Annotated in this window: 22 protein-coding genes; 7 read left to right on the top strand and 15 right to left on the bottom strand. The window is 68.8% G+C overall.

The annotated features are described in order from the left end of the window. Positions 1–95: 95 nt before the first annotated feature. The 7 genes from AruCF_RS29925 to AruCF_RS14550 all read left to right on the top strand — a co-directional run bounded on the left by AruCF_RS29925 (position 96) and on the right by AruCF_RS14550 (position 3,653). On the top strand, positions 96–503 hold the full coding sequence (locus tag AruCF_RS29925; RefSeq protein WP_235432656.1) for a hypothetical protein: 408 nt from the start codon (positions 96–98) through the stop codon (positions 501–503). Continuing rightward, positions 500–1,066 (top strand): hypothetical protein, encoded by a 567-nt coding sequence (locus AruCF_RS14525; RefSeq protein ID WP_049073759.1) that lies wholly within the window; start codon positions 500–502, stop codon positions 1,064–1,066. Before AruCF_RS29925 ends, AruCF_RS14525 begins: the two co-directional genes overlap by 4 nt. A gap of 105 nt (positions 1,067–1,171) precedes the next feature. Next, on the top strand, positions 1,172–1,360 hold the full coding sequence (locus AruCF_RS14530) for a CrpP-related protein (protein ID WP_049073760.1): 189 nt from the start codon (positions 1,172–1,174) through the stop codon (positions 1,358–1,360). A 144-nt stretch (positions 1,361–1,504) separates the two neighbouring features. Next, on the top strand, positions 1,505–2,350 hold the full coding sequence (gene galU, locus AruCF_RS14535; RefSeq protein ID WP_049073762.1) for a UTP--glucose-1-phosphate uridylyltransferase GalU: 846 nt from the start codon (positions 1,505–1,507) through the stop codon (positions 2,348–2,350). Positions 2,351–2,524: 174 nt separating this feature from the next. Then, entirely contained in the window at positions 2,525–3,070 is a 546-nt protein-coding gene (locus AruCF_RS14540) for a DUF4142 domain-containing protein (protein WP_053086005.1), read from the top strand. Between the two features lie 90 nt (positions 3,071–3,160). Beyond that, positions 3,161–3,364: a DNA-3-methyladenine glycosylase gene (locus AruCF_RS14545; RefSeq protein ID WP_235432657.1), complete on the top strand. Its 204-nt coding sequence runs from the start codon at positions 3,161–3,163 to the stop codon at positions 3,362–3,364. Positions 3,365–3,392: 28 nt separating this feature from the next. Beyond that, positions 3,393–3,653, top strand: coding sequence for a hypothetical protein (locus AruCF_RS14550; protein WP_049073764.1), 261 nt, complete (start codon positions 3,393–3,395; stop codon positions 3,651–3,653). Between the two features lie 465 nt (positions 3,654–4,118). Here AruCF_RS14550 and AruCF_RS14555 read toward each other — a convergent pair whose 3' ends face one another. The 15 genes from AruCF_RS14555 to AruCF_RS14620 form a co-directional block, all read right to left on the bottom strand. Beyond that, positions 4,119–4,298 carry a hypothetical protein gene (locus AruCF_RS14555; RefSeq protein WP_049073767.1) on the bottom strand — a complete coding sequence of 60 codons (180 nt, stop codon included), beginning with the start codon at positions 4,296–4,298 and terminating at the stop codon, positions 4,119–4,121. Between the two features lie 96 nt (positions 4,299–4,394). Next, positions 4,395–5,600 carry a zinc-dependent alcohol dehydrogenase gene (locus tag AruCF_RS14560; protein ID WP_049073768.1) on the bottom strand — a complete coding sequence of 402 codons (1,206 nt, stop codon included), beginning with the start codon at positions 5,598–5,600 and terminating at the stop codon, positions 4,395–4,397. A gap of 52 nt (positions 5,601–5,652) precedes the next feature. Continuing rightward, positions 5,653–6,693, bottom strand: coding sequence for a UDP-glucuronic acid decarboxylase family protein (locus AruCF_RS14565; RefSeq protein ID WP_080977423.1), 1,041 nt, complete (start codon positions 6,691–6,693; stop codon positions 5,653–5,655). Next, positions 6,690–7,655 carry a glycosyltransferase gene (locus tag AruCF_RS14570; protein WP_049073769.1) on the bottom strand — a complete coding sequence of 322 codons (966 nt, stop codon included), beginning with the start codon at positions 7,653–7,655 and terminating at the stop codon, positions 6,690–6,692. Before AruCF_RS14570 ends, AruCF_RS14565 begins: the two co-directional genes overlap by 4 nt. Next, entirely contained in the window at positions 7,655–8,713 is a 1,059-nt protein-coding gene (locus tag AruCF_RS14575) for a glycosyltransferase family 9 protein (RefSeq protein WP_049073770.1), read from the bottom strand. Before AruCF_RS14575 ends, AruCF_RS14570 begins: the two co-directional genes overlap by 1 nt. Beyond that, complete coding sequence (locus tag AruCF_RS14580; RefSeq protein WP_049073771.1) at positions 8,710–9,705, bottom strand: glycosyltransferase family 2 protein; 996 nt, start codon at positions 9,703–9,705, stop codon at positions 8,710–8,712. The genes AruCF_RS14575 and AruCF_RS14580 overlap by 4 nt, the downstream gene beginning before the upstream one ends. Next, a complete protein-coding gene (locus tag AruCF_RS14585; RefSeq protein ID WP_049073772.1) occupies positions 9,702–11,441 on the bottom strand; it encodes a carbamoyltransferase family protein in 1,740 nt (579 codons plus the stop codon). The genes AruCF_RS14580 and AruCF_RS14585 overlap by 4 nt, the downstream gene beginning before the upstream one ends. Then, positions 11,429–12,544 carry a glycosyltransferase family 9 protein gene (locus AruCF_RS14590; RefSeq protein WP_053086006.1) on the bottom strand — a complete coding sequence of 372 codons (1,116 nt, stop codon included), beginning with the start codon at positions 12,542–12,544 and terminating at the stop codon, positions 11,429–11,431. Before AruCF_RS14590 ends, AruCF_RS14585 begins: the two co-directional genes overlap by 13 nt. Further along, on the bottom strand, positions 12,544–13,125 hold the full coding sequence (locus AruCF_RS14595) for a D-glycero-alpha-D-manno-heptose-1,7-bisphosphate 7-phosphatase (protein ID WP_049073774.1): 582 nt from the start codon (positions 13,123–13,125) through the stop codon (positions 12,544–12,546). The genes AruCF_RS14590 and AruCF_RS14595 overlap by 1 nt, the downstream gene beginning before the upstream one ends. Beyond that, positions 13,116–13,844: an SDR family oxidoreductase gene (locus AruCF_RS29185; RefSeq protein WP_049073776.1), complete on the bottom strand. Its 729-nt coding sequence runs from the start codon at positions 13,842–13,844 to the stop codon at positions 13,116–13,118. The genes AruCF_RS14595 and AruCF_RS29185 overlap by 10 nt, the downstream gene beginning before the upstream one ends. 15 nt (positions 13,845–13,859) lie before the next feature. Continuing rightward, positions 13,860–15,131 (bottom strand): glycosyltransferase family 4 protein, encoded by a 1,272-nt coding sequence (locus AruCF_RS29190; RefSeq protein ID WP_049073778.1) that lies wholly within the window; start codon positions 15,129–15,131, stop codon positions 13,860–13,862. A gap of 49 nt (positions 15,132–15,180) precedes the next feature. Next, positions 15,181–15,888: a BON domain-containing protein gene (locus AruCF_RS14605; protein ID WP_053086007.1), complete on the bottom strand. Its 708-nt coding sequence runs from the start codon at positions 15,886–15,888 to the stop codon at positions 15,181–15,183. A gap of 210 nt (positions 15,889–16,098) precedes the next feature. Continuing rightward, on the bottom strand, positions 16,099–18,813 hold the full coding sequence (locus tag AruCF_RS14610; protein ID WP_049073780.1) for an ATP-binding cassette domain-containing protein: 2,715 nt from the start codon (positions 18,811–18,813) through the stop codon (positions 16,099–16,101). Positions 18,814–18,891: 78 nt separating this feature from the next. After that, positions 18,892–19,371, bottom strand: coding sequence for a hypothetical protein (locus tag AruCF_RS14615; RefSeq protein ID WP_049073782.1), 480 nt, complete (start codon positions 19,369–19,371; stop codon positions 18,892–18,894). Between the two features lie 30 nt (positions 19,372–19,401). After that, positions 19,402–20,280 (bottom strand): glycosyltransferase family 2 protein, encoded by an 879-nt coding sequence (locus AruCF_RS14620; RefSeq protein WP_049073784.1) that lies wholly within the window; start codon positions 20,278–20,280, stop codon positions 19,402–19,404. Positions 20,281–20,282: the final 2 nt, after the last annotated feature.

The raw sequence follows: 20,282 nt of genomic DNA on the forward strand, positions 1-20,282 counted from the left end.
CTGCATTGAAAGGCGGCCCGCGACGGGTTCCAGGCGCGGCACTTGCTGCGGGCGGACATTGGCCATCCGCGCCAGCCCGTCACCAGGAGCCCCCCATGTCCGATAACCCCACTGCCCCGTCCCCCCGCCCGCCGCGCGCGCCCTCCTCGTCCGCCAACGCGCCCGCCGCGATCGCCCGGCCCGATGCTGGCGCGGTCCCGGACGAGGACATCGAACCCGCGGACAGCACCGCGCTCGACCCACGGCCAGACGACGGACCCGTGACCCGCGCTCCGCTGTGGCGCCGGCTGCGCGAGATCGACGCCGGCCGGCCCGGCCTGCCCGGCGAGCATCTGTTGGCATTGGGACTGGGCGGCTGGCTTCTGCTGCGCGGCATGCGGGGGCGCACGCCGCTGGGCCGCGTGCTGCTGACGCTGGCGGGCTCCACGCTGGTCGGGCGCGCCGCCAGCGGCACCGGCGGCATTGCCCGAATCGCGCGGGCGCTGCGGCGCTGGCAACCATGAGCGATCCGCTTTCCATCATTCTCTGGTACCTCATTCTGCCCCTGTGGCTGCTGGCCGGTTTCGCGGATTGGCTGTGCCACCGCGCCAGTCATATCGCCGAAACCGCGGGCCCGAGGGAGTCGGTGTTGCACCTGCTGATGTTCGGCGAAATCGGGATCGCGCTGCTGGCATGCCTGTTCCTCGAAATCAATGCCTTGGTGTTCGCATTGATGATCGGCCTTTTCTTCCTGCATGAAGCCACCGCGTTGTGGGACGTGTCGTACGCGGTGAAGCGGCGGCACGTCTCGCCGCTGGAACAGCATGTGCACAGTTTCCTGGAAATCCTGCCTTTGGCCGCGGGACTGATGCTGGCTGCGCGCCATTGGCAGGCCTTTCTGTCCCTTTTCGGCTTGGGCGATCTCCCGGCCGACTGGACCCCGCGTCCGCGCTGGCCAACCGTGCCGATTGCGTATGTCTCGACGCTGCTGGGCGCGTCCGCATGCCTGGCGCTGCTGCCGTACGCGCTGGAATTGCGCCAGGGCCTGCGCGCGCGCCCGACCGGCGCGCCAGGAAACACGAAGTAACGCTGGGCCCACGCAACAGCAACAGTGTGTCGCGAGGTAAGAAGCATCGACGCCGCAGTCGCGCGCGCGCAAGCTGGAGGTTCACCCATCCTTTTGGAGAGACTCATGTATGAAGATATCCGAAAGCAAGGGGCGACGGCCGCGGTCGGAGGCGCGTGGCTGCTGGACTGCCCCTACTTCAGGCTGGATTTATTGCCCTCCAGGACGCACGAGCCCCTGACCCAATGGCTGCAGAAGGTGCGTGCCTGGGAAAGCGGCTGGCGTGACGAGCAGCGCACGCGCGCCCGCATGTAATGACCCGCATGTAATGAAAATTCCGCCCGGCATGCGCGCGCCCCGCTCGCTGCCAGCCTCGTGACTCGCCTGCCAGGCCTCATTGCGGTTGCGGCCGGGCACGCGCCTTGCTTCATGGCAATCTCCTTCCCAACGAGACCTGCCATGCAACCCATCCGAATCGCGGTTTTCCCGGTCGCCGGACTCGGCACCCGCTTCCTCCCCGCCACCAAGGCGATGCCCAAGGAAATGCTTCCCGTGGTGGACAAGCCCCTGATCCAGTATGCGGTCGAGGAAGCCATCGCGGCCGGCATCACCGAGCTGGTGTTCGTCACCGGCCGCAACAAGCGCGCCATCGAAGACCATTTCGACCGGGTGCCGGAATTGGAGCTGGATCTGGAAGCCAAAAACAAGGTCGCGTTGCTGGAGACGATCCGCAACGTGCTGCCCCCCAACGTCAACTGCGTCTACACGCGTCAGTCCGCGCCGCTGGGCCTGGGCCACGCGGTACTGTGCGCGGAGCCGATCGTGGGCAACGAACCCTTCGCCGTGCTGCTGGCCGACGACCTGATCGATGCGCCCTTCCCCGTCATCGGCGAGATGATCAAGGTGGCGCGGGAGTTCGAAGGCAGCACCCTGGCGCTGCAGCGCATTCCGCGCGAGCACTGTCGCCAATATGGCATGGTCTCCGGCGAGCCGGTCTCGGACGGTGTGATGCGCCTGCGCGGAATGGTCGAAAAGCCGGACCCCGCCGACGCGCCGTCCGATCTGGGAGTGGTCGGGCGCTATGTGCTGGAGCCCGAGATTTTTTCCTGCTTGCGTCGCACGGCCGCCGGCGTGGGTGGCGAGATCCAATTGACCGACGGTATCGCGGCCCTGCTGCGGGAACGGCGGGTGTACGGCCACGAATACGAGGGCATCCGGTACGACTGCGGCAGCAAGGCGGGCTTTTACCAGGCCACGATGGAGATCGGTAAAAAGTACCACCAGCTTGGCGCCGGGCCGGCCTGATATCCGCACAGCGCGGCCGGCAGCGGCGCGACCGCTGGGGCACCCGCCCACGCCACCGGGTTCCGGCCGGCTTCGATGCCAGGAACATGGATTGCTGGATGGCCGCCGGACCGCATCCGATCCGCCGCAACCAGTGCATCCGCACCCACCCTTACCCCACTTCGGGAGCTAGCCATGTCTATCCGCCGTCTCACCACACTCTCCCTGCTGCTGGTCGCGCTGGCCGGCCCGCAGGCAGGCATGACGCAAGCCGCGCCGACCGCGCCCGCCGCCACCAAGCTGGATAGCGCTGATCGCGAATTCCTGGAGAATGCCGCCCAGGCTGGCCACCTGGAAGTCCAGGGCAGCCAACTGGCTTTGGAAAAGGCCCATGGCGCCGATGTGAAGACGTTCGCGCAGAAGATGATCGATGACCACGGCAAGGCGGGGCAACAGTTGGCGGCGCTTGCCAAGGGCAAGGGCTATGAAGTGCCAACGGAACCTTCGCTGATGCAGAAGGCGCGGCTGAAGGCGCTGGGCCTGCGCGACGAGGGCTTTGACAAGGCGTACGCCGATGAGATCGGCGTGGGAGCGCATGAAGACGCCGTGACGCTGTTCGAGAAAGCGTCGAACGAGGTCAAGGACGCCGACATCAAACAATTCGCGATTCAGACGCTGCCCACGCTGCAGCAGCATCTGCAGATGGCCAAGGCGCTCAAGCAGGGCACGGACAAGCAATGAAAATGTCGGATACGAGCGCGCTTGGCTCTCCGTGATGGCAGGCCCATTCGCCACAGGCCCGTAATGGACCATGACGAGCTACTCGCCCGCATGCTGGCCACCTCCGTCTCCGACCGGCAAGTGAACGACTGGCCGGAGGTACTGGCCGACTATGCCCAGTGCCTGGCGCAGTTGCAGCACAAGCTGACGCCGCGGGAAATGGAGGCCCTTGTCTGCGCCGGCGCCGATTTCTATCGCACGCTGGCGCGGGCGGAACAGTATCGGCAGGCGTCAGTCTGGAACACGCCACCTTGAGCGCAGGGCCCTGATGACAGGATAAGCCATGATCACTCCCGAGCCGACTGCCTCCACCACCCTGATCGGCAACGCGGCGGTTTCACTGACCGCGCCCGCCCCGCCGGCCTCTGTCCGGCTGTGCGCGGCCAACGCCGACCGCGCGCAGGCCGACACCCCCGCGTCGACGCCCGCCCGGGCACGGTCGCGCCCGCTGCTCAGGATCGGCTTGTGGCTGACATTGCTGCTTTGGTCCCTCGGCACCGTGCTGCTGGTGCTACTGAACCTGGCGTCGGGGCGGCTGGCCTGAAGCGTCCATGACGCGCACCGGGAATGGTATGGGGCGCGTCAACGACCGAACGCGTTGCTTTTGCCGCCGCCCGATCCCGCCCGGCCGCCCGGTATGTGGCCGTCGGACGCCGGATTGGCGCGCGACCCATTTACGGTGCCCTGCCCTCGCGTGGGTTGGGCGCTGTCGTCCGATGGCGCGGTCCGGGGAATGGTCGGCGGCGGCGCGGTCGGGTCTCTCTTGGCGGGTGCCGCCGGCCCTTTGTCTGGCGCGGCCGGCGGACTGGCCGGGCCTTCCCGGCCCTGGCCAGTCGCGCCCTTGGGGCCCGGCTCGGCCCCGGTGGCGGATACGGCCGCGCCCAGAGCCAACGCCATGGCGGCGCAGGCCATGACGAGCCGGCAGTGACGCATTTGAGCAAGTTTCATGGTGATCTTCTCCCGCGAACGTGCCGGCACGCACCGGCGTGCCGTCGAACCGGCTCTCGCGTCACGACTTGCTGCGAGCGCCGGCGCCGCGATTGCGCTGACTTTGCTGATCCTGCCCGGTGCCGATCTGCGTGGCGTGACCTTCCTTCTTGGTCCGATTCTGCGTGTCGCGATGACTGGCCTGGCTGGTGCGGGGCGTATCGTCCAGGGAGGAACGGGTATGGGCGTCTTTCGATTTCATGGCGGGCCTCGTTGGGGGATTGGGGGGGTCGACACCCTCCCGGCAGCAATCCCCGTGCCCGGTCGGATGCCACTTGCGGCCCCTGCGCTATCCGCATCAGCGGGCGGGCGCCAGTTCAACCTTGATCCAGCCTGGCTGGCGCCGGTCGAAGGCCTTGTAGGCGTCCACCGCGCCGGTCAGGGGTTCCTGCCGCGTAAGGATCGCCGCCGGGTCGATGGCGCCGGTGCGCACCAGTTCCATCAGCGGCGGCACATACTTGCGATGGTTGCAATTGCCCATGCGCACGGTAAGGTTCTTATTCATCGCCTCGCCGATCGGAAAGGTGCGATCGTTGGGCGGATAGACGCCGATGATCGCCAGGGTCCCGGCCTTGGCCAACGCCTGCACCGCCCATTGCAACGCTTGCGAAGGCGCGTCGCCCGGCACCCAATTGCCCTCCTGGTCGGGCCGGGCGTTCGGGGCGGTCTGGCGCGCCTCGTGCTCCATCGCGGCGGAGTCGACGGCGGCGGGTCCGTCATGCGCATGCACGGCGTCCACCCCGACGGCGTCGATGGCGCAATCGGTGCCGATGCCGCCGGTCAGGCCACGGATGCAGGCCACCGGGTCTTCCGCATTGAAGTCCACGGCCTCGGCGCCCTGTGCACGTGCCATCGCCAGCCGGTCTGGAACCGCGTCGACCGCGAAAATCCGCCCCGCGCCCATCAATCGCGCCGAGGCGATCGCGAACTGGCCAACCGGGCCGCAGCCGAACACCGCCACCGTATGGCCCGGCTTGATGCCTGCCAGGTCGGCGCCGAAATAGCCGGTGGGAAAAATATCCGACAACATCAAGGCCTGTTCGTCACTGACGCCGTCCGGGATCTTGACGAGGTTCACGTTGGCGAAGGGAATCCGAGCCAGTTCGGCCTGCAGCCCGTCGAACGGCCCCGTGGCCTGGGGCCCGCCATAGAATGCCGTGCCGGCGTCGCGGCCGTTGGGGTTGGCGTTGTCGCACTGCGCGTAATAGCCGGCACGGCAATAGGCGCAGTAACCACAGGCGATAGTGGAAGGAATCACCACGCGATCACCCAGGTTGAGATTGCGCACGGCGGGCCCGAGGCGCTCGACCACTCCCACCCCTTCGTGGCCCAGGATCGTGCCCGGCTTGACCGCCTCCATCGTGCCGCGCACGAAATGCAGGTCAGTGCCGCAGATGGCGCTGGCGGTCAGGCGCACGATGGCGTCGGTGTCCTCCAACAGTTCAGGATCCGGCACCGTGTCCAGGCGAATATCGCCGATGCCATGGAATACGACAGCTTTCATGATTGACTCCTTCGTGAGGCCCACCCGTGGCGCGGCGGGGCCACGCCTCGGATCAGCGGGAAGCCTGATCCCAGCAAGTCACATTCCCCCGCGCCTGGCGCAACCCGCGCGGACGTCGCGCGTCATCGGCGCCGCACCCTGATTCCGTCGAGAAATAGGCCACCGTGCGCGCCATGCCCTCATAGGGATCGATACGGGGCGCCCAGCCCAGGCGGTCGCGCGCCAGCGAAATATCCGGGCAACGATGGGTCGGGTCATCCACCGGCAGCGCGCGATGCACCAGCGGCACACTGGCGCCGGTCAGCGCGAGGACCATGTCGGCGATCTCCAGCATGGTCAGTTCGGCGGGGTTGCCCAGGTTAACGGGCCGCACATCGCGCCCCGGGTACTCCATCAGCCGTACCAGGCCGTCGATGAGGTCATCCACATAGCAGAACGAGCGGGTCTGGGTGCCATCGCCATAGACCGTCAACGGCTGCCCGGCCAGCGCCTGGACGATGAAATTCGATACCACGCGGCCGTCGTCGGGCGCCATGCGCGGGCCGTAGGTATTGAAAATGCGGGCGATGCGGACATCGACGTCTTCGCGCGCCGCGTACTCCATGAAGATGGTTTCGGCGCATCGCTTGCCCTCGTCGTAACAGGAGCGCGGCCCCACCGGATTGACATGGCCCCAATAGGCTTCGCGCTGCGGATGCTCGAGCGGGTCGCCATAGACTTCGCTGGTGGATGCCTGCAGCACCCGGGCGCCGCAGCGCCGCGCCAGCTCCAGCAGTTGCATGGCCCCGAGCACGCAGGTGCGCAGGGTCTTCAGCGGATCGGCCTGGTAGTGCACCGGAGAGGCGGGGCATGCCAGGTTGTAGATGCGATCAACACGCATCCCGTCCAACGGCTCGACGATGTCATGGCGCAGGACGGTAAAGCGGGGATGCGCGGCCAGCGGCGCCACATTGCGTGCCCGTCCGGTCTGGAAATTATCCAGGCACACCACCTCCCAGCCGGCGGCCAGCAGATACCCGCATAGATTGGATCCGAGGAATCCCGCGCCGCCCGCGACCAGGGCGCGGCCCTTGCCCGCAGTAGTGATGTTCATGCCGCCTCCATCAAGGTGTCGAATACGTTGAGCCAGTCGGCCACGAAACGCGCCATGCCGAAACGCCGCAAGGCGGTCTGGCGGCCGGCCGCGCCCCAGGCGCGGGCCAGCGCGGGTTCATCCAGCAATTGCCGCGCCACCTCGACCAATCCATCCAGGCGCGTGTCCACGTAGCCGTCGCGACCATTGGTAATGACCGTGGGCAGTTCGGTCGTGGCAAAACCCACCACCGGCACGCCGCACAGCATTGCTTCCACCAGCGACAGGCCCAGGCTGGCGTAGCGCACCGGGCTGAAGAAATAACGGTAGCGCGCCAGGCAGGCCGCGACCTCCATGTTGGGCACTTCGCCCAATCCGCCCAGCGACGCCGACCCCATGCCGATCAGATCCAGCGGCGTCCGGGCGCGCATCCGTTCGAACACATCGCGTCCGATGCGCCGGCCACGGCGCGCCAGATGGTTGACCACCACGATGCCGCGCGCCAGGCTGCCGTCATAGACCACATCCGGTGGCGGCACGCCATGTTCGACCACCCGCACCGGCATGGCGCCGTTGTCCCACATTTCCGCGTTAAAGGGCGTCACATGCACCAGCAGGCCGCGGTCGTGGCGGAAAGGATGCGGCGTGTCGGTGGGATGGGGTTCGGGCGGGTTGTGCTCCAGATACGCGCAAGGCAGCGCGCGCTGGGCGTCGCTCAACAACAGGCGCGCATCGTCCAGGTTCTGGCGCGATTGATACAGCACGCAGTCGAAATGCTGCCGCTGCAGCTCGGTGGCCGGCACCTGCGCCATGTTGGCCCCCCACGGAATCCGGTTGCCGAGCGCGCCATAGCCAGGCCGATCTCCGGGCAACCGGGGCACCACGAAATCATGCGGCACATGGCCGAGCGCATAGAGATAATTGCCGTGGACATGCCAGGTCAGGATGCGCAGGCGCCGGGCCGGCAATTCGGTCGGATTCATCACGCCGTCTCCGCCAGTTGCCGCCGCGCCCGGTCCAGCACATCGGCCACGCCCACCCCCAGCGCGCAGGGATGGCCGATCGGGCAGATTTCGTAGGCGCACGGCCGGCACGGCACCGCGGCGGCCAGCACGATATGCCGCCGCCGGTCGCGCGGCGCCCAGCGCCGCGCGTCACTGCCACAGGCAATCACCACACTTGGCGCGCCAACGGCCGCGGCCAGGTGCGACACGCCGGTGTCATTGCAGACCAGCAGGCGGCAGGCGCGCAGCAAGGACGCCAGCCCGCCCAGCGTAGTGGCGCCGCACAAGTCCGGCAGCGGCAGGTTCGCGCGCTGGCGCAGCTCATCGATCATGGGACGCTCGGCGCCGGTGCCGGTCAGGGCGACCTGCCAGCCGGCCCCATGCAATTCTCGCGCCACCTGCGCATAGCGCGCCAGCGGCCAGCGCCGGGAAGCCAACCGCGCGCCGGGGTGCATCAATACCAGCCGCGCGGGATCCAGGGCATGGCGCCGCAGCAGGGCCTGGGCCTGGATGGCGTCGGCCGGGCGGTCAGGAAACTCCAGCCGGTCGTCGCCGACAGGCAGGCCCAGGAAGCGCAGCAACGCCAGGTAGCGCTGCGGCTCGGGCAGCGTGTCGGGCCAGAGCAAGTAGCGGCCGGCTTCCTGCGCCTGGCGGCGCGCGACGAATCCGCCCCGCCAGGCCGCGCCCAGCGCATCGACGATGCGGTTCGAGTGCGTGCCGCTGCCGTGCATCTGCAGGGCCACGTCGGGCCGCAAGGCGCGCACCCGGCGCAGGAAGCCGGGCAGTTCCGCCGGGCGGCTGGGCTGTTCCGGAAACGCCGCAATGCCCGGAAACTCGATCAGGTCGTCGACATAGGCCTGGAAGCGGTCGACGAACTCGCGCGCCCCGGCCAGGCCGAGCAGCGTGATCCCGGCCCGCGGAAACGCTTGCCGCAGGGCCCGCAGTGCCGGCACCGCGCACAACATGTCGCCCAGCTGCAGCGCGCGAAACACGACGATGCGCCGCGGCGTGCCAGCGCCCAGCGTGGGCGCGTTCATGGCCGCACCCGCGCGAAACGCAGCAGGCCGACCGTGCGCCAGGCGATGGACAGAACCGGAATGCAGGCCGATGTGACGGCCAGGTCGGCCACATCGCGCGGCGTGCGCCGGGTGCCGCGCAGCCGGCGCAGGAAGAAGACAATGCTGAGCGCCAGCCACAAGGCGGCCGCCATGGCCGCGCCCGTCCAGTGCCCCAGCGCCGCCAGCGCGGCGGCCGCGAGGAGGCTGGCGCTCACCGCCAGATAGAAGCGCGGCGCATGCGGCCGGATCCGGCTGCGATAGAGCAAGGGGTACTTCCTGCGCAGCAGCATGTCGAACATCACCTTCTTCTGCATGCCCAGCCCGGCGGCGAAGCGCACCGGCCGCAGCGGATGGGTCACCCGCGCCTCTTCGGCGCGCCGTACCGCCAGGCCCTGATCCAACAAGGCGAAATGCAGATCGGAGTCTTCGCGCCAGGCCATGGTGTAGCGCGGATCGAAGCCGCCGACCGCGACCAGCGCGGATCGGCGCAGGAAGCAATTGGCGGTGATGAACTCCGACCGGGTCAGCCCGGCGGCGTCGCGTTCGTAGTCGTTGGGCGGGTCCGGCAGCGGCATGTCGGTGGCCCCGCTCACCGCGGCGGTATCCGCACCCGCGGTGCCCAGCGCGTGCAGGCCACGGCGCAGCCAGTCGCGGTGGACGATGGTGTCGTCATCGGTGAAAGCGATGAGTTCGGCCTTGGCGCTGCGCCACCCCAGGTTGCGGGCGCCTGCCGGCCCCCGCGTGCCTGATACCTCCAGATAGCGCAAGGATGGCAACCCCTGCCATTCGCGCCGCAGGGCCTCCACCTGGCGGCGGGTGGCCGCGCTGGCCGCATCGTCGCACACCAGCACCTCGTAGCGGTCGCGTGGGATATCCTGGCGCGCCAGCGCCGCCAGGCAACGTGCCAGCAGCAGCGGCCGCTTGAAGGTCGGCACCACCACCGACACGCAGGGCACGGGAACCCGATTCATCGCGGCTTCTCCACCAGGTAGGCGCCGATGACCAGCGCATCCAGCGGCGAAGTCCAGAAGCACTCCAGCGCGTCGCGCGGCGAGCACACCACCGGTTCGCCGCGTGTGTTGAACGAGGTATTGACCAGCACCGGAACGCCGGTGCGCTGCTCGAACGCGGCCAGCAGGTCGTAATAGCGCGGATTCTGGTCGCGGCGCACGGTCTGCACCCGCGCCGTGCCGTCGATGTGGCGCACCGCCGGAATGCGGCCGGCGCAATGCGGCAGGATGTCGTAGACGAACAGCATGAATGGCGCGCAGATCACGTCCGCGCCGTGGCTGTCGAACCATTGCGTGGCGCGCTCCTCCATCACCACCGGCGCCACCGGCCGGAAATCCTCGCGGTCTTTCAGGCCGTTCAGGCGCGCCTGCATGGCGCTGTCCAGCGGCGAAGCCAGGATCGAACGGGCGCCCAGCGCGCGCGGCCCGAACTCCATGCGCCCCTGGAACCAGCCGATGATCTTCTCCTGCGCCAGCAGCGCGGCGGTTTCTCCGGCCACATCGTCAAGCCGGCGGAAATCCTGCCGGCTCGCATACAGGAAACGCTCGATCTCCTCGTCGCCGTAGGAAGGCCCGAGATACGCGTGGTCCATCGTCCATGCGCGCTGACCGCCGCGCCGGTGATAGTCGACGTAGAGCGCCGCCCCAAGCGATGTGCCGGCGTCGCCGGCGGCCGGTTGCACCCACACGCTGTCGAAAGGTCCATCGCGGGCGATACGCGCATTCATCACGCAGTTCAGCGCCACCCCGCCCGCCATGCTGAGATGGCGGGCGCCCGTCTTCTGGTGCAGCCATTGCGCCATGTGCAGTGCGGTCTCCTCCAGCACGTATTGCAGCGAACTGGCGATGTGCTTGTGCCGGTCCTCGAACGGCGCGCCGCGATGGCGCGCCGGGCCGAAGCGTTCGACCAGCCGCGCCGGCCGCAGGGAATAGCCGCCCTCCTCCTCCAGACGCAGGATGTCGCGGAACTCCTTGCGGAACCTTGGCTCGCCGAAGGACGCCAGCGCCATCACCTTGTATTCGTCCGAGGAATGCAGGAACCCCAGATAACGTGTCACTTCCTCGTACAGCAGGCCCAGCGAATGCGGCAGGTCGATCTGCTTGAGACGGCCGTACTCGCCCTCGGTGAAATGGCCGTAACTGGTGGTGGTGCGTTCGCCCCGCCCGTCCATGGTCAGCACGGCGCATTCGTCGCACGGCGCGGCCAGATAGGCGCTGGCCTCGTGGCAGAGATGATGATCCAGGAACACCCAGCGCTCCATGATGTGCGCCAGCGTCAGATCGTCCCAGCGCGGCGACTTCAGATGGTGCGGGGCGCCGTCCAGCAGCTGGCGCGGCGCGTTGACCAGATAGGACAGGAACAGCGGCTCCCACGGCGACTCGCCTTCGCTGCCGACGCCGGCGCGCGAAGGCTCCAGCGGCAAGGTGATGTCTGTCGCGCGCTGCCGGCAGCCGGCAAGCAGCGCCGGATCATACGAATACACAATGTGGTCCACGTCGCGCAGCCGCAGGTCCGCCACCGAGAGGCAATAATCGATGGCATGGTATGGCAGCTGCCAGGTGGTGAAAGGCACCGGCCGCTTGCCATGCTTGACGCGGGTGAAGCGTTCTTCCTCGGCCGCCGCCAGCACGACGCCGTCGCGTACCAGGGTGGCGGAACAGTCGTGGTAAGCGGCATTGATTCCTAGGGTATACATGGGAATTCCTCCTTGGCGGGACGATGATCGACCCCGGCGCCCGTGGCGCGCAGCAGGTCCCGCGCCGCGGCCGCGACGCGTTCCGGGTCGACCCCGGCCAGGCAGGCGTGATGTCCTTGGGGACAAACGCTGCGATAACAGTATTTGCAGGGCACGTCCTGATTGAGCACGCGCGCCGCCGTCATCCAGGGTGTGTGCTGCGGATTGGTCAAGGCATACAGATCGACCACCGGCACGCCGAGCGCGGCGGCCAGGTGCGCCGGCCCGCTGTTGTTGCAGATGAGCACGGCGGCGGACTCCAGCGCCGCGCCCAGCTCCCCCAGGCCCAGCTCGCCCGACAGGTCCACCAGGCCCGGCAACAAGGGACGCGCCGCCGCGAGCGCGGCGGCCAGCGCCGGGTCCTCATGGCCGCCCAGCAGCAGCACGCGGCGGCCTTCGCCTCGCAGTCCGGTCAACGCGCCCATCATCAGGCCCGCCGGATAGCGGCGCGACGGAGCCGTGGCGCCGGCGTGCGCGCAGATCCAGCCGCCCGTCTCGGTCACCCCATGCCGGTGCAGCTTCCAGGCCAGCGACTCGCGATCCGCATCACGCACCCGGAACGACAGTCCCGCGCGGTCGGCGCGCGCACCGACAGTGCCCACCAGATCCAGTTGCCGGCGCACTTCGTGGCGGATACCGCCGGCCGGTTCGGTCTCGCGCACCCAGTCGCTGATCAGGCGATAGGGGTTTTCGCGGCTGTAGGCCAGCACGCGCGGTATCCCGGACAGGTGGCACAACAACGCCGCCGGCAGCGCACTCTGGCTGTAGGCGGTGAAGATCACGGCCGCGTCGGGACGCAAGGCACGCAGGCGGGCAATGGCGTCGCGATCGCGGCCGTTGCCGACAGTGTCGTTCTTGACCCAGGCGGCGTCGTAGGCCAGCACGGTATCCACGTCCGGCAGGAATGGCGCCAGCCGCGCGCCCGAGGTCGAGGTCAGCAGCGACAGGCGCGCGGCGCCGGATTGGCGCAGCGCGCGAAAGGCCGGCGTGCACATCAGCACATCGCCCATGTTGTCCAGGCGGATGCACAGCACGTGCGCGCAATCGTGCCAGGGCCGTTCCATCAGCCGCCCCTCTGCGCCGGCCAGTCCGCGAGCACGCGCCGCGCCGCGGCGTCCAGGTCCGGGGCGCGCGCATCGGGCGTGCGATCCGGCCCGGTGCGCCATTCGGTCTCGTGGCCGACGTCCAGCAGCAGGCTGCGGCATCCGGCGCGGTTGGCGGCCTCGACATCATCGAGAATGTCGCCGATGAACCACGAACGGGACAGGTCCAGCCCGAGCTCGCCGGCGGCCCGTAGCAACAGGCCCGGGCGCGGCTTGCGGCAATCGCATTCGATGGCGTAGCCGGCCACCCGCCCCGAGGGATGATGGGGACACCAGTAGAACCCTTCCAACCAGGCGCCCGCCGCCATGAACATGGCGGCCAGCTTGACGCGCACCGCCTCCAGGGCGGCCACCGGAAACAGTCCCCGGGCGACGCCCGACTGGTTGCTGACCACTACCAGCGCCACGCCCGCCGCGCCCAGGCGGTTCAGCGCGGCAAACGCCATGGGCGCGTACACCATGCGCGCAGGGTCGACGTTGTACGGCACGTCGGCGAGCACGGTGCCGTCCTTGTCGAGGAACACGGCGGGCCTCAGGGCCATGACGTTTCCTTCATCGGCAGCACCATGACTTCGGGCACCACGGTCTCGGCCGGCTGGGTGAGGACGAAGCAGACCGCTCGCGCCACGTTGGCGGGGTCCTGCAGCGTGTCCACATCGATATCGGGAAAGCGGTCCAGCAGGAACGGCGTGCGCATGCCGCCGGCGATGACCGCGCTCACCTTCAATCCTGCCGGCCGCAGTTCGGCATGCAAGGCATGCGACAAGCCCATGAGGCCCCACTTGCTGGCATGGTAGGCGCTGGCATTGGGCCAGGCGCGGCGCGCGGCGGTCGAGGCCACATTAACGATGTGCCCGCCCGCGCTGAGACGGCCCTTGGCCAGCTTGGCCATCAGGAACGGCCCGGTCAGGTTGGTGCGCAAGACCCGCTCCCAGACGTCGGTGTCGAGCGTGTCGATGGGCGCGGTCATGTCGATGCCCGCGCTGTTGACGACGGCGTCAAGCCGGCCGAAATGGCGCACCACCGCGTCCAGCCCGTCCTGCACGTCGCGCGCCACGCCCACGTCCATGACACAGCCCATCACGTCGGCGCCCTCGGCCCGCAGCCTGTCCACCACTTGCTGCGCGCGCCGCTCCTCGATGTCGGCCAGCGCCACGCGCGCGCCCTGCGCGGCCAGCATGGCGCAGAGCGCCTGGCCCAAGCCGCTGCCGCCGCCCGTGACCAGCACCACCCGCCCTTTCAAGCTTTCACATTCCAGCATGTCGTGCTCCTTATCTCAGGCCGCCATCCGCGCGGCGTGGCGATCCTGGCGCGCGGCCTGCGCCGCCATCCGCCGATAGACCGACAACAGGTCCTGTCCGACCCGCTTCCAGGTGTACAGGCGGCGGGCGCGCAGCCGGCCGGCCTCGCCCATCCGGGCGCACAGGACCGGGTCGGCGGCCAGCAGCGCCAAGCGCTCGCCGAGGCAGTCGGGATCGCGTGGCGGCACCAGGAAGCCGGTTCTGCCGTGCAGCACCGTGCTGCGGATGCCGCCGGTGTCCGCGCCGACCACCGGCCGGCCGCATGCCATGGCCTCGACAGGCGTGATGCCAAAGGGCTCATACCAGGGCGTGGTCACGAACACGTCGCAGGCGCTGTAGTAGGCGGCGAGCTGGTCGCGATGGCGGCGGCCGGTGAAATGCACCCACGGGGCCACGCCCTCGTCCACCGCGACCTGGCGCAGCCGGCCGATCTCCGGGGTGGCGGCCACGTCGGCATCGTCGGAATTGCCCCCGACCACGCACAAGCGCGCCGCCACCCCATGGCGTTGGCGCAGGCGCGCCAGGCCACGGATGACGTTGTCGACGCCCTTGCGCGGCACCATGCGCCCCAATTGCAGCAAGGTGAAATCCTGGTGGTCCCAGCCCAGCGCCGCCCGCGCCTGCGCCATCGGCCGCGGCGCCATCTCGGCCGCGTCGTAGCCGCAGGGCACGACCTCGATGCGTCCGGGGTCGGCGCCGTAAAGGGCCATCAGGTCATGGCGGTCCTGCGGGCACTCGGCAATGACGCGGTCGGCGCGTCGGGCGATTTCGGTCTCGATATCGAAACGGCTGTCAGGAAACAGGTCTGCCTCCCGCTGGTGCTGGCGCCGCACCTTGCCCAAGGCGTGGAAGGTCACGGCCAGTGGAATGCCGTAGCGCTGCGCCACCGGCAAGGCGGCCCAGGCGGACATGAAGAAATTGGCGTGGATGACGTCGTAGGCGCGCGCCTGAGCGCCGACGTAGCGCAACAGGTAACGCGCGAAGTCATCCATGTACGGCAGCATCCGCTCCTTGGGCAGATAGACCTCCGGTCCGGCCGGCACGTGCACCACCTTGATTCCCGGCAGCCAGGCGTGCTCGGCCTCGAGCGCCGGATTGTCCTTGCGGGTGAAGACGTCGACCTGCAGGCCGGCGCGCGCCAATTCGCGCGCCACCTGCGCGACATAGACATTCTGTCCGCCGCTGTCGACGCCGCCGGCCACGGCCAGCGGCGACGCATGTTCACTGATGATGGCGATCTTTTTCATGTTCCAGCTCCAATAAGGGAGGCCTGCGGCCGGCGGCGCCGGCGCGCCATCATTCCTTGCCGCCGCCGATAGCGGTGTCGGCGGGCGCATCGCCGCCGCCCTGTCGCGTGCCGGCAATGCGGATGCGGTTGTCCACGTCCCGCACGCCGGCGCAACTGTCGGCGCAATCCTCGATGCGGTGCTTGGCGCGCCGGTCCGCCACCGTGCCCGTCAAGGTCACGCAGCCATCGGCCACGTCCACGGATACATCGCTCACGTCCAGGCCGCTGTGCGCCAGGTATTCGCAGACGATTTCGCGCACGCGTTCGTCCGAGCGGACATACCCTTTAGGGTCGGTGCGTCCGGCGACGCGGTCGCGCCACGACGTCATGCCGCCCAGCGGCTCGCCGCGTTCAGCGGTGGCGAACGACATCATTTCGGCATCGTCGCGCCAGGGCGGCCGGTTGCCATAGAAACCGCCATCCTCCGCGCCATAGGAATCGGGGCCCGACCCGGATGGCGGCGATGACGGGCGGGACGACTCGCGGCCATAAGTGTGCTGGCGCTGGTACGCGGGGTCTTCGTTGCTGAAGCCCCCATAGCTGCTCTGGCCCGGATCGGCGCTGCGACTGCGCAGGCCGGCGCGGGTGTCGCGCGTGCCGGGACCACGGCGGATCGCTTCGTTCTGGTAGCCGTACGAAGGCGCGGGATCCCGCCATGGCTCGCGGTCGCTATCCTGGTCCGAGCGATGGGGGTTGTATCTGGGCGGATTGGGCATGTCGGTGCTCCTGTCGCGGTTCTCGAAACATCGCGGGGAGCGAAGTCCCGCGCGGATGTCTCCATGTCGCAAGTGCTATGCCGACGCGTCGTGGCGCACGAGCAAGCGTCAACGATTCGAGCGGTTCCCGGCGCTGCTGAAGCAAACGGGTATGCGGTACTTCTTACTTCCGGCATGTAAGAAGTGCGGGAATCAAGTGCGGGAATCGCCTCAGGCCACCGGTCCCGCGCGCGAAGCCGCGCCTGGCAACAGGGTTCCCACCGTCGCCAACAGCTCGTTGGGATCCACTGGCTTGGCCAGATGAACCTGAAAACCCGCCAGCAGGCTGCGCAAGCGGTAGTCCGGACTGGCATGGCCCGACAGCGCGATGGCCGGCAGCCGATGCGCCAGGGCCGCGCCGCGCTCCGCTTCCAGCGTGCGGATGCGGTCTATGACCTCGTAGCCGTCGATGTCTCCCAGCGACAGGTCGCAGATCAATACTTGTGGCCATTGCGCCGCGGCGGCCGCCTCCAGTGCGGCCAATACCTGCCGCCCATCGGGATACTGAGACACGTTCGCGCCTTGCGTTTTAAGGATCTCCGCCACCATCTCGCGCGCCTCGGCCTGATCATCGACCAGCACCACATTGACCCCGTGCAGGTCGGGCAGATTCATATCGGTGCGCAATGCGGCCGCCTCCACCGCACGCACCGGGAAGTCCACGGAACAGCCCTGCCCGCCCGCCGCCGACGGCATGCTATGGAACGTGCCGCCCTGCCGTTGCGCCTGTGCCGCCAATTGCGCCGGGTCGAGGGCAACCGCGGCGCGCAGGGCATCCGTCGGATTCAGCGCCAAGTCAGTTACAGCCCCCCCGCTTTCCTGGCCAGATTCCCCACGACCGTCCGTCACTGTCAGCCGCGTCATCGGGCCCTCGCGCTGCAGCCGGATGCCGACACGCCCGCCGGGCGGCGTCACGGCGATGGCATGCAGGATCAGGTTCCACACCAGTTCCTGCAGGTCGCTCGGATCTCCCGTGATGCGCGCGGCCTCGCTCCCGATCTGGGTGAACAGGTTGACGCCCTTCTGCTGCGCGGCTTCGCGCGAGGCATCCAGCACGCCCGCCACCACCGCGACCAGGTTGACCGGCTGGCGCGTCGAACGGCCCTGCGCCGCCTCCAGCGCGGACTGCTGCCGCTGCAAGGCCCACATCTGCGCATACATCCCCTGACGCGCCAGCAATTCTTCGTGCCGGCCTTGTTCAACGATGCGGCCGTGATCCAGCACCAGGATGTTGTGAGCGTGCACGATGGTGGACAGGCGGTGCGCGATGATCAGCGTGGTCCGGCCAGTGGACAGGCGCTGCAGCTCGGCCTGGATCGCGCGTTCCGTGCGCGTGTCGAGCGCCGAGGTGGCTTCATCGAACACCATGATCGCCGGATTCTTCAGGATCGCGCGGGCAATGGCGATGCGCTGGCGTTCACCGCCTGACAGCTTTACGCCGCGCTCGCCCACCGGCGTCTCATAGCCCGCGGGCAGGCTCTCGATGAAGTCGTGTACGCGCGCGCCGCGCGCGGCCTGCACGATCTGGTCATGGGTGGCCTGCGGCCTGCTGTAGCCGATGTTGTAGGCGATGGTCTCATTGAACAGCAGCGTGTCCTGCGGCACGATGCCCAGCGCGCGGCGGATGCTGCGCACATTGACGGCGCGCAGGTCCTGGCCGTTGATCGACACGCGCCCGCTGTCGACGTCGTAGAACCGGAACAGCAGGCGCGCCAGCGTCGACTTTCCCGAGCCGCTGCCGCCGACCACCGCCAGCGTGGTGCCCGCTGGCACCGTGAAATCGATGTTCCACAGGATCCGCCGGCCCGGCTCATAGCCAAAGCCGACATCCTCGAAACGGATCTCGCCGGCGCCCGGCTCCAGCGATGGCAGGCCGGGATCGTCCCCCGTCTCGATCGGATGGCGCAGTAGTTCGCACACGCGCTCGGCATTGACGAATGCCTCCTTGGCCTGGCGGAAGATCAGACCGAGGGTGTTCAGCGGCAGGCAGATCTGGATGATGTAGGCATTGACCAGCACCAGATCGCCCACCGTCATTGCGCCGCCCACAACCTGTTGGCCGGCCAATACCATCACCGCCGCCACGCCGCACGCGATGATGCCGCTCTGCCCGACATGCAGGCGCGACAACGAGCGCTGGTTGCGCACGCCCACATCGGCCCAATCGTGCAGCACCCGCGTCAACCGCTCCGACTCCAGTCCCTCGTTGGCGTTGAGCTTGACCGCTTCGTAATTGAGCAGGCTGTCGACCAGGCGACCGCTGGCCTTGGAGTCCAGGTCGTTCAAGCGCCGCTGATAGGCCATGCGCTTGCGCACCAGCACGCTGGTGTAGGCCGAATAGGCGATGAAAGTCAGCACCACAATGACGGCGAACCAGGCGCTGTAGCCCATCACCAGGATCAGGACCACCGATACGATCTCCACCAGCGTCGGCAGCAACGTGAACAGCCCGGTGCCCAGCAGGAATCCGACCCCGTTGGTGCCGCGTTCGACATCGCGGGCCAGCGCGCCCGTCTGGCGCGCGCCGTGAAAGCGCGCGCCCAGCCGCTGCAGCCTGGAAAACACCGCGACGGTGAATTCAGCCACGGTGCGCTGCACGACTCGCGAAAACACCACATCTCGCAGCTCCGTGAAGACACTGCCGCCAAAGCGCACCACGGCATAGCCCAGCAGCAGGAAGGCCGGCAAGGTGAGCAGCCCCGGCGCGCTCAAGGTATCGACGATCTGCTTGAGCAGGACGGGCACCAGCACCATCAGCAGTTTGGCGGCGACCAGCAGGGCCAGCGCGGCGCCGGTGCGGCGGCGATATTTCCACAATGCCTGGATGATGGTGCGGGTCACTTCCCTGCGCGCGGCGCGCGCCTCCTGGGTACCGGTTCCGTTCATGGTCTTGCCTCCTGGCCGATTTGCGCACTGCGGCCAGCAACCCGCGTTCCACGACGGCCCAGCCCCTTCCCCGTCAGGCTACGATGCGACAGCCGCCTCGCGCCGGCCCCGCACCACCGCCTTGAAAAGATGGGCCACCGCCGCCGCAAAGGCCTCGTCGAACCAGGGGTTGGCGCCGCTCGCGGCCACCACGATGCCATCGATGCATACGCTCCCCCACACCGGCGCGTCCTTGGCCTGCAACAGATGCGGGCGCGACATCAGCACTTCGTGGCTGGACAGGCCGGTGCGCCAGCTCAACCGTGCCTTGCCGCGCGCGAAGGCGCCGTAATCGGCATCCCAGCGGCGGGGGTCGCCGACGCTTTCCTCGTACAGAATGGCGCTGGCGAAGTCGCATTCACCGTGCCGGGCCAAGGGGTTCATCACCACGACGTGCAGGAAGCCGCTTTCGCCGACCAGGGTGTCGACGCGCGCCGCTTCCAGCATCGGCAAGGCCAGCTTCACGGCGCGCGCGGCCGCGTCGCGCTCCCAATAGGCGGCCAAAGGCAGGGACTTCATGGTTGGTTCTCCTGTTTCAGGGATGGGCAATCAGGGGCCCGCGTCGGCGCGCCAGACCTGCCGCAGTTCCGCGCACAGCGCGGGCGGCACAACGCGCCGATGGCGCTGGATCAGGCGCCACTGCGCCGCGGCGTCCAGGCAGGCGCGGCCGCGCTCGCGCCAGCCGGGCAGGCTTTGCAGCACGGCGCGGCTACGCCGCCACGCCAGACGGGCCGGCAACCGCAGCCAGGCCGTCCACAGGGCATTGCGGGCCAGCAGCCGGCGGCGCAGCGGCGCATTGCGCCGGGACGACGGCCAATGATGTGTGCACACGTGCGCCGCATAGACGATGCGGCCGCCAGCGGCGCGGATATCCAGCGCCAGCAACGCCTCTTCGCCGCCGATGAAGAACAGCGGCCAGTAGCCGCCGGCCCGCCGAAAGGCGGCAGTCCGCAGCACGCAGGCGCCGGCCATGAAGCCGACCAGCCCCGGCCCGACTCCGGCAACCCCGGGCAGCGGGCTGCGCGCCATCGCCGCGCAAGCCGGGTCGGTCCGGCCCTCCGGGCCCACCAGCACCCGCGCGTTCAGCACCGCGATCGCCGGATTCAGGTCGAGGATGTCGGCGGCGCGGGCCAGCGCGTCGGGCGCCCACCAGGTGTCGTCATCGCAAAACGCCACATACGGCGTCGTCACCCGCGCAACGCCCAGGTTGCGGCCGGCGGCCCCCAGGTTGGCGCCGGCCCGCAACAACGTGACCTGCGGGAAGTCGCGCATGATGGTGGCGGCGCTGTCATCCTCGCTGCCATTGTCGACCACGATAATGGCAGCGCGCAGCGGCAGCGCCAGCAGGTTGCGCAGCGTGCGGCAGACCTCGTCGCGGCGATTGCGCGTCAGCACCACGATGGAGATGCGGGAATCGGCGGTCGCCACAG

Source organism: Achromobacter ruhlandii, from assembly GCF_002082135.1.
Taxonomy (GTDB): domain Bacteria; phylum Pseudomonadota; class Gammaproteobacteria; order Burkholderiales; family Burkholderiaceae_B; genus Achromobacter; species Achromobacter ruhlandii.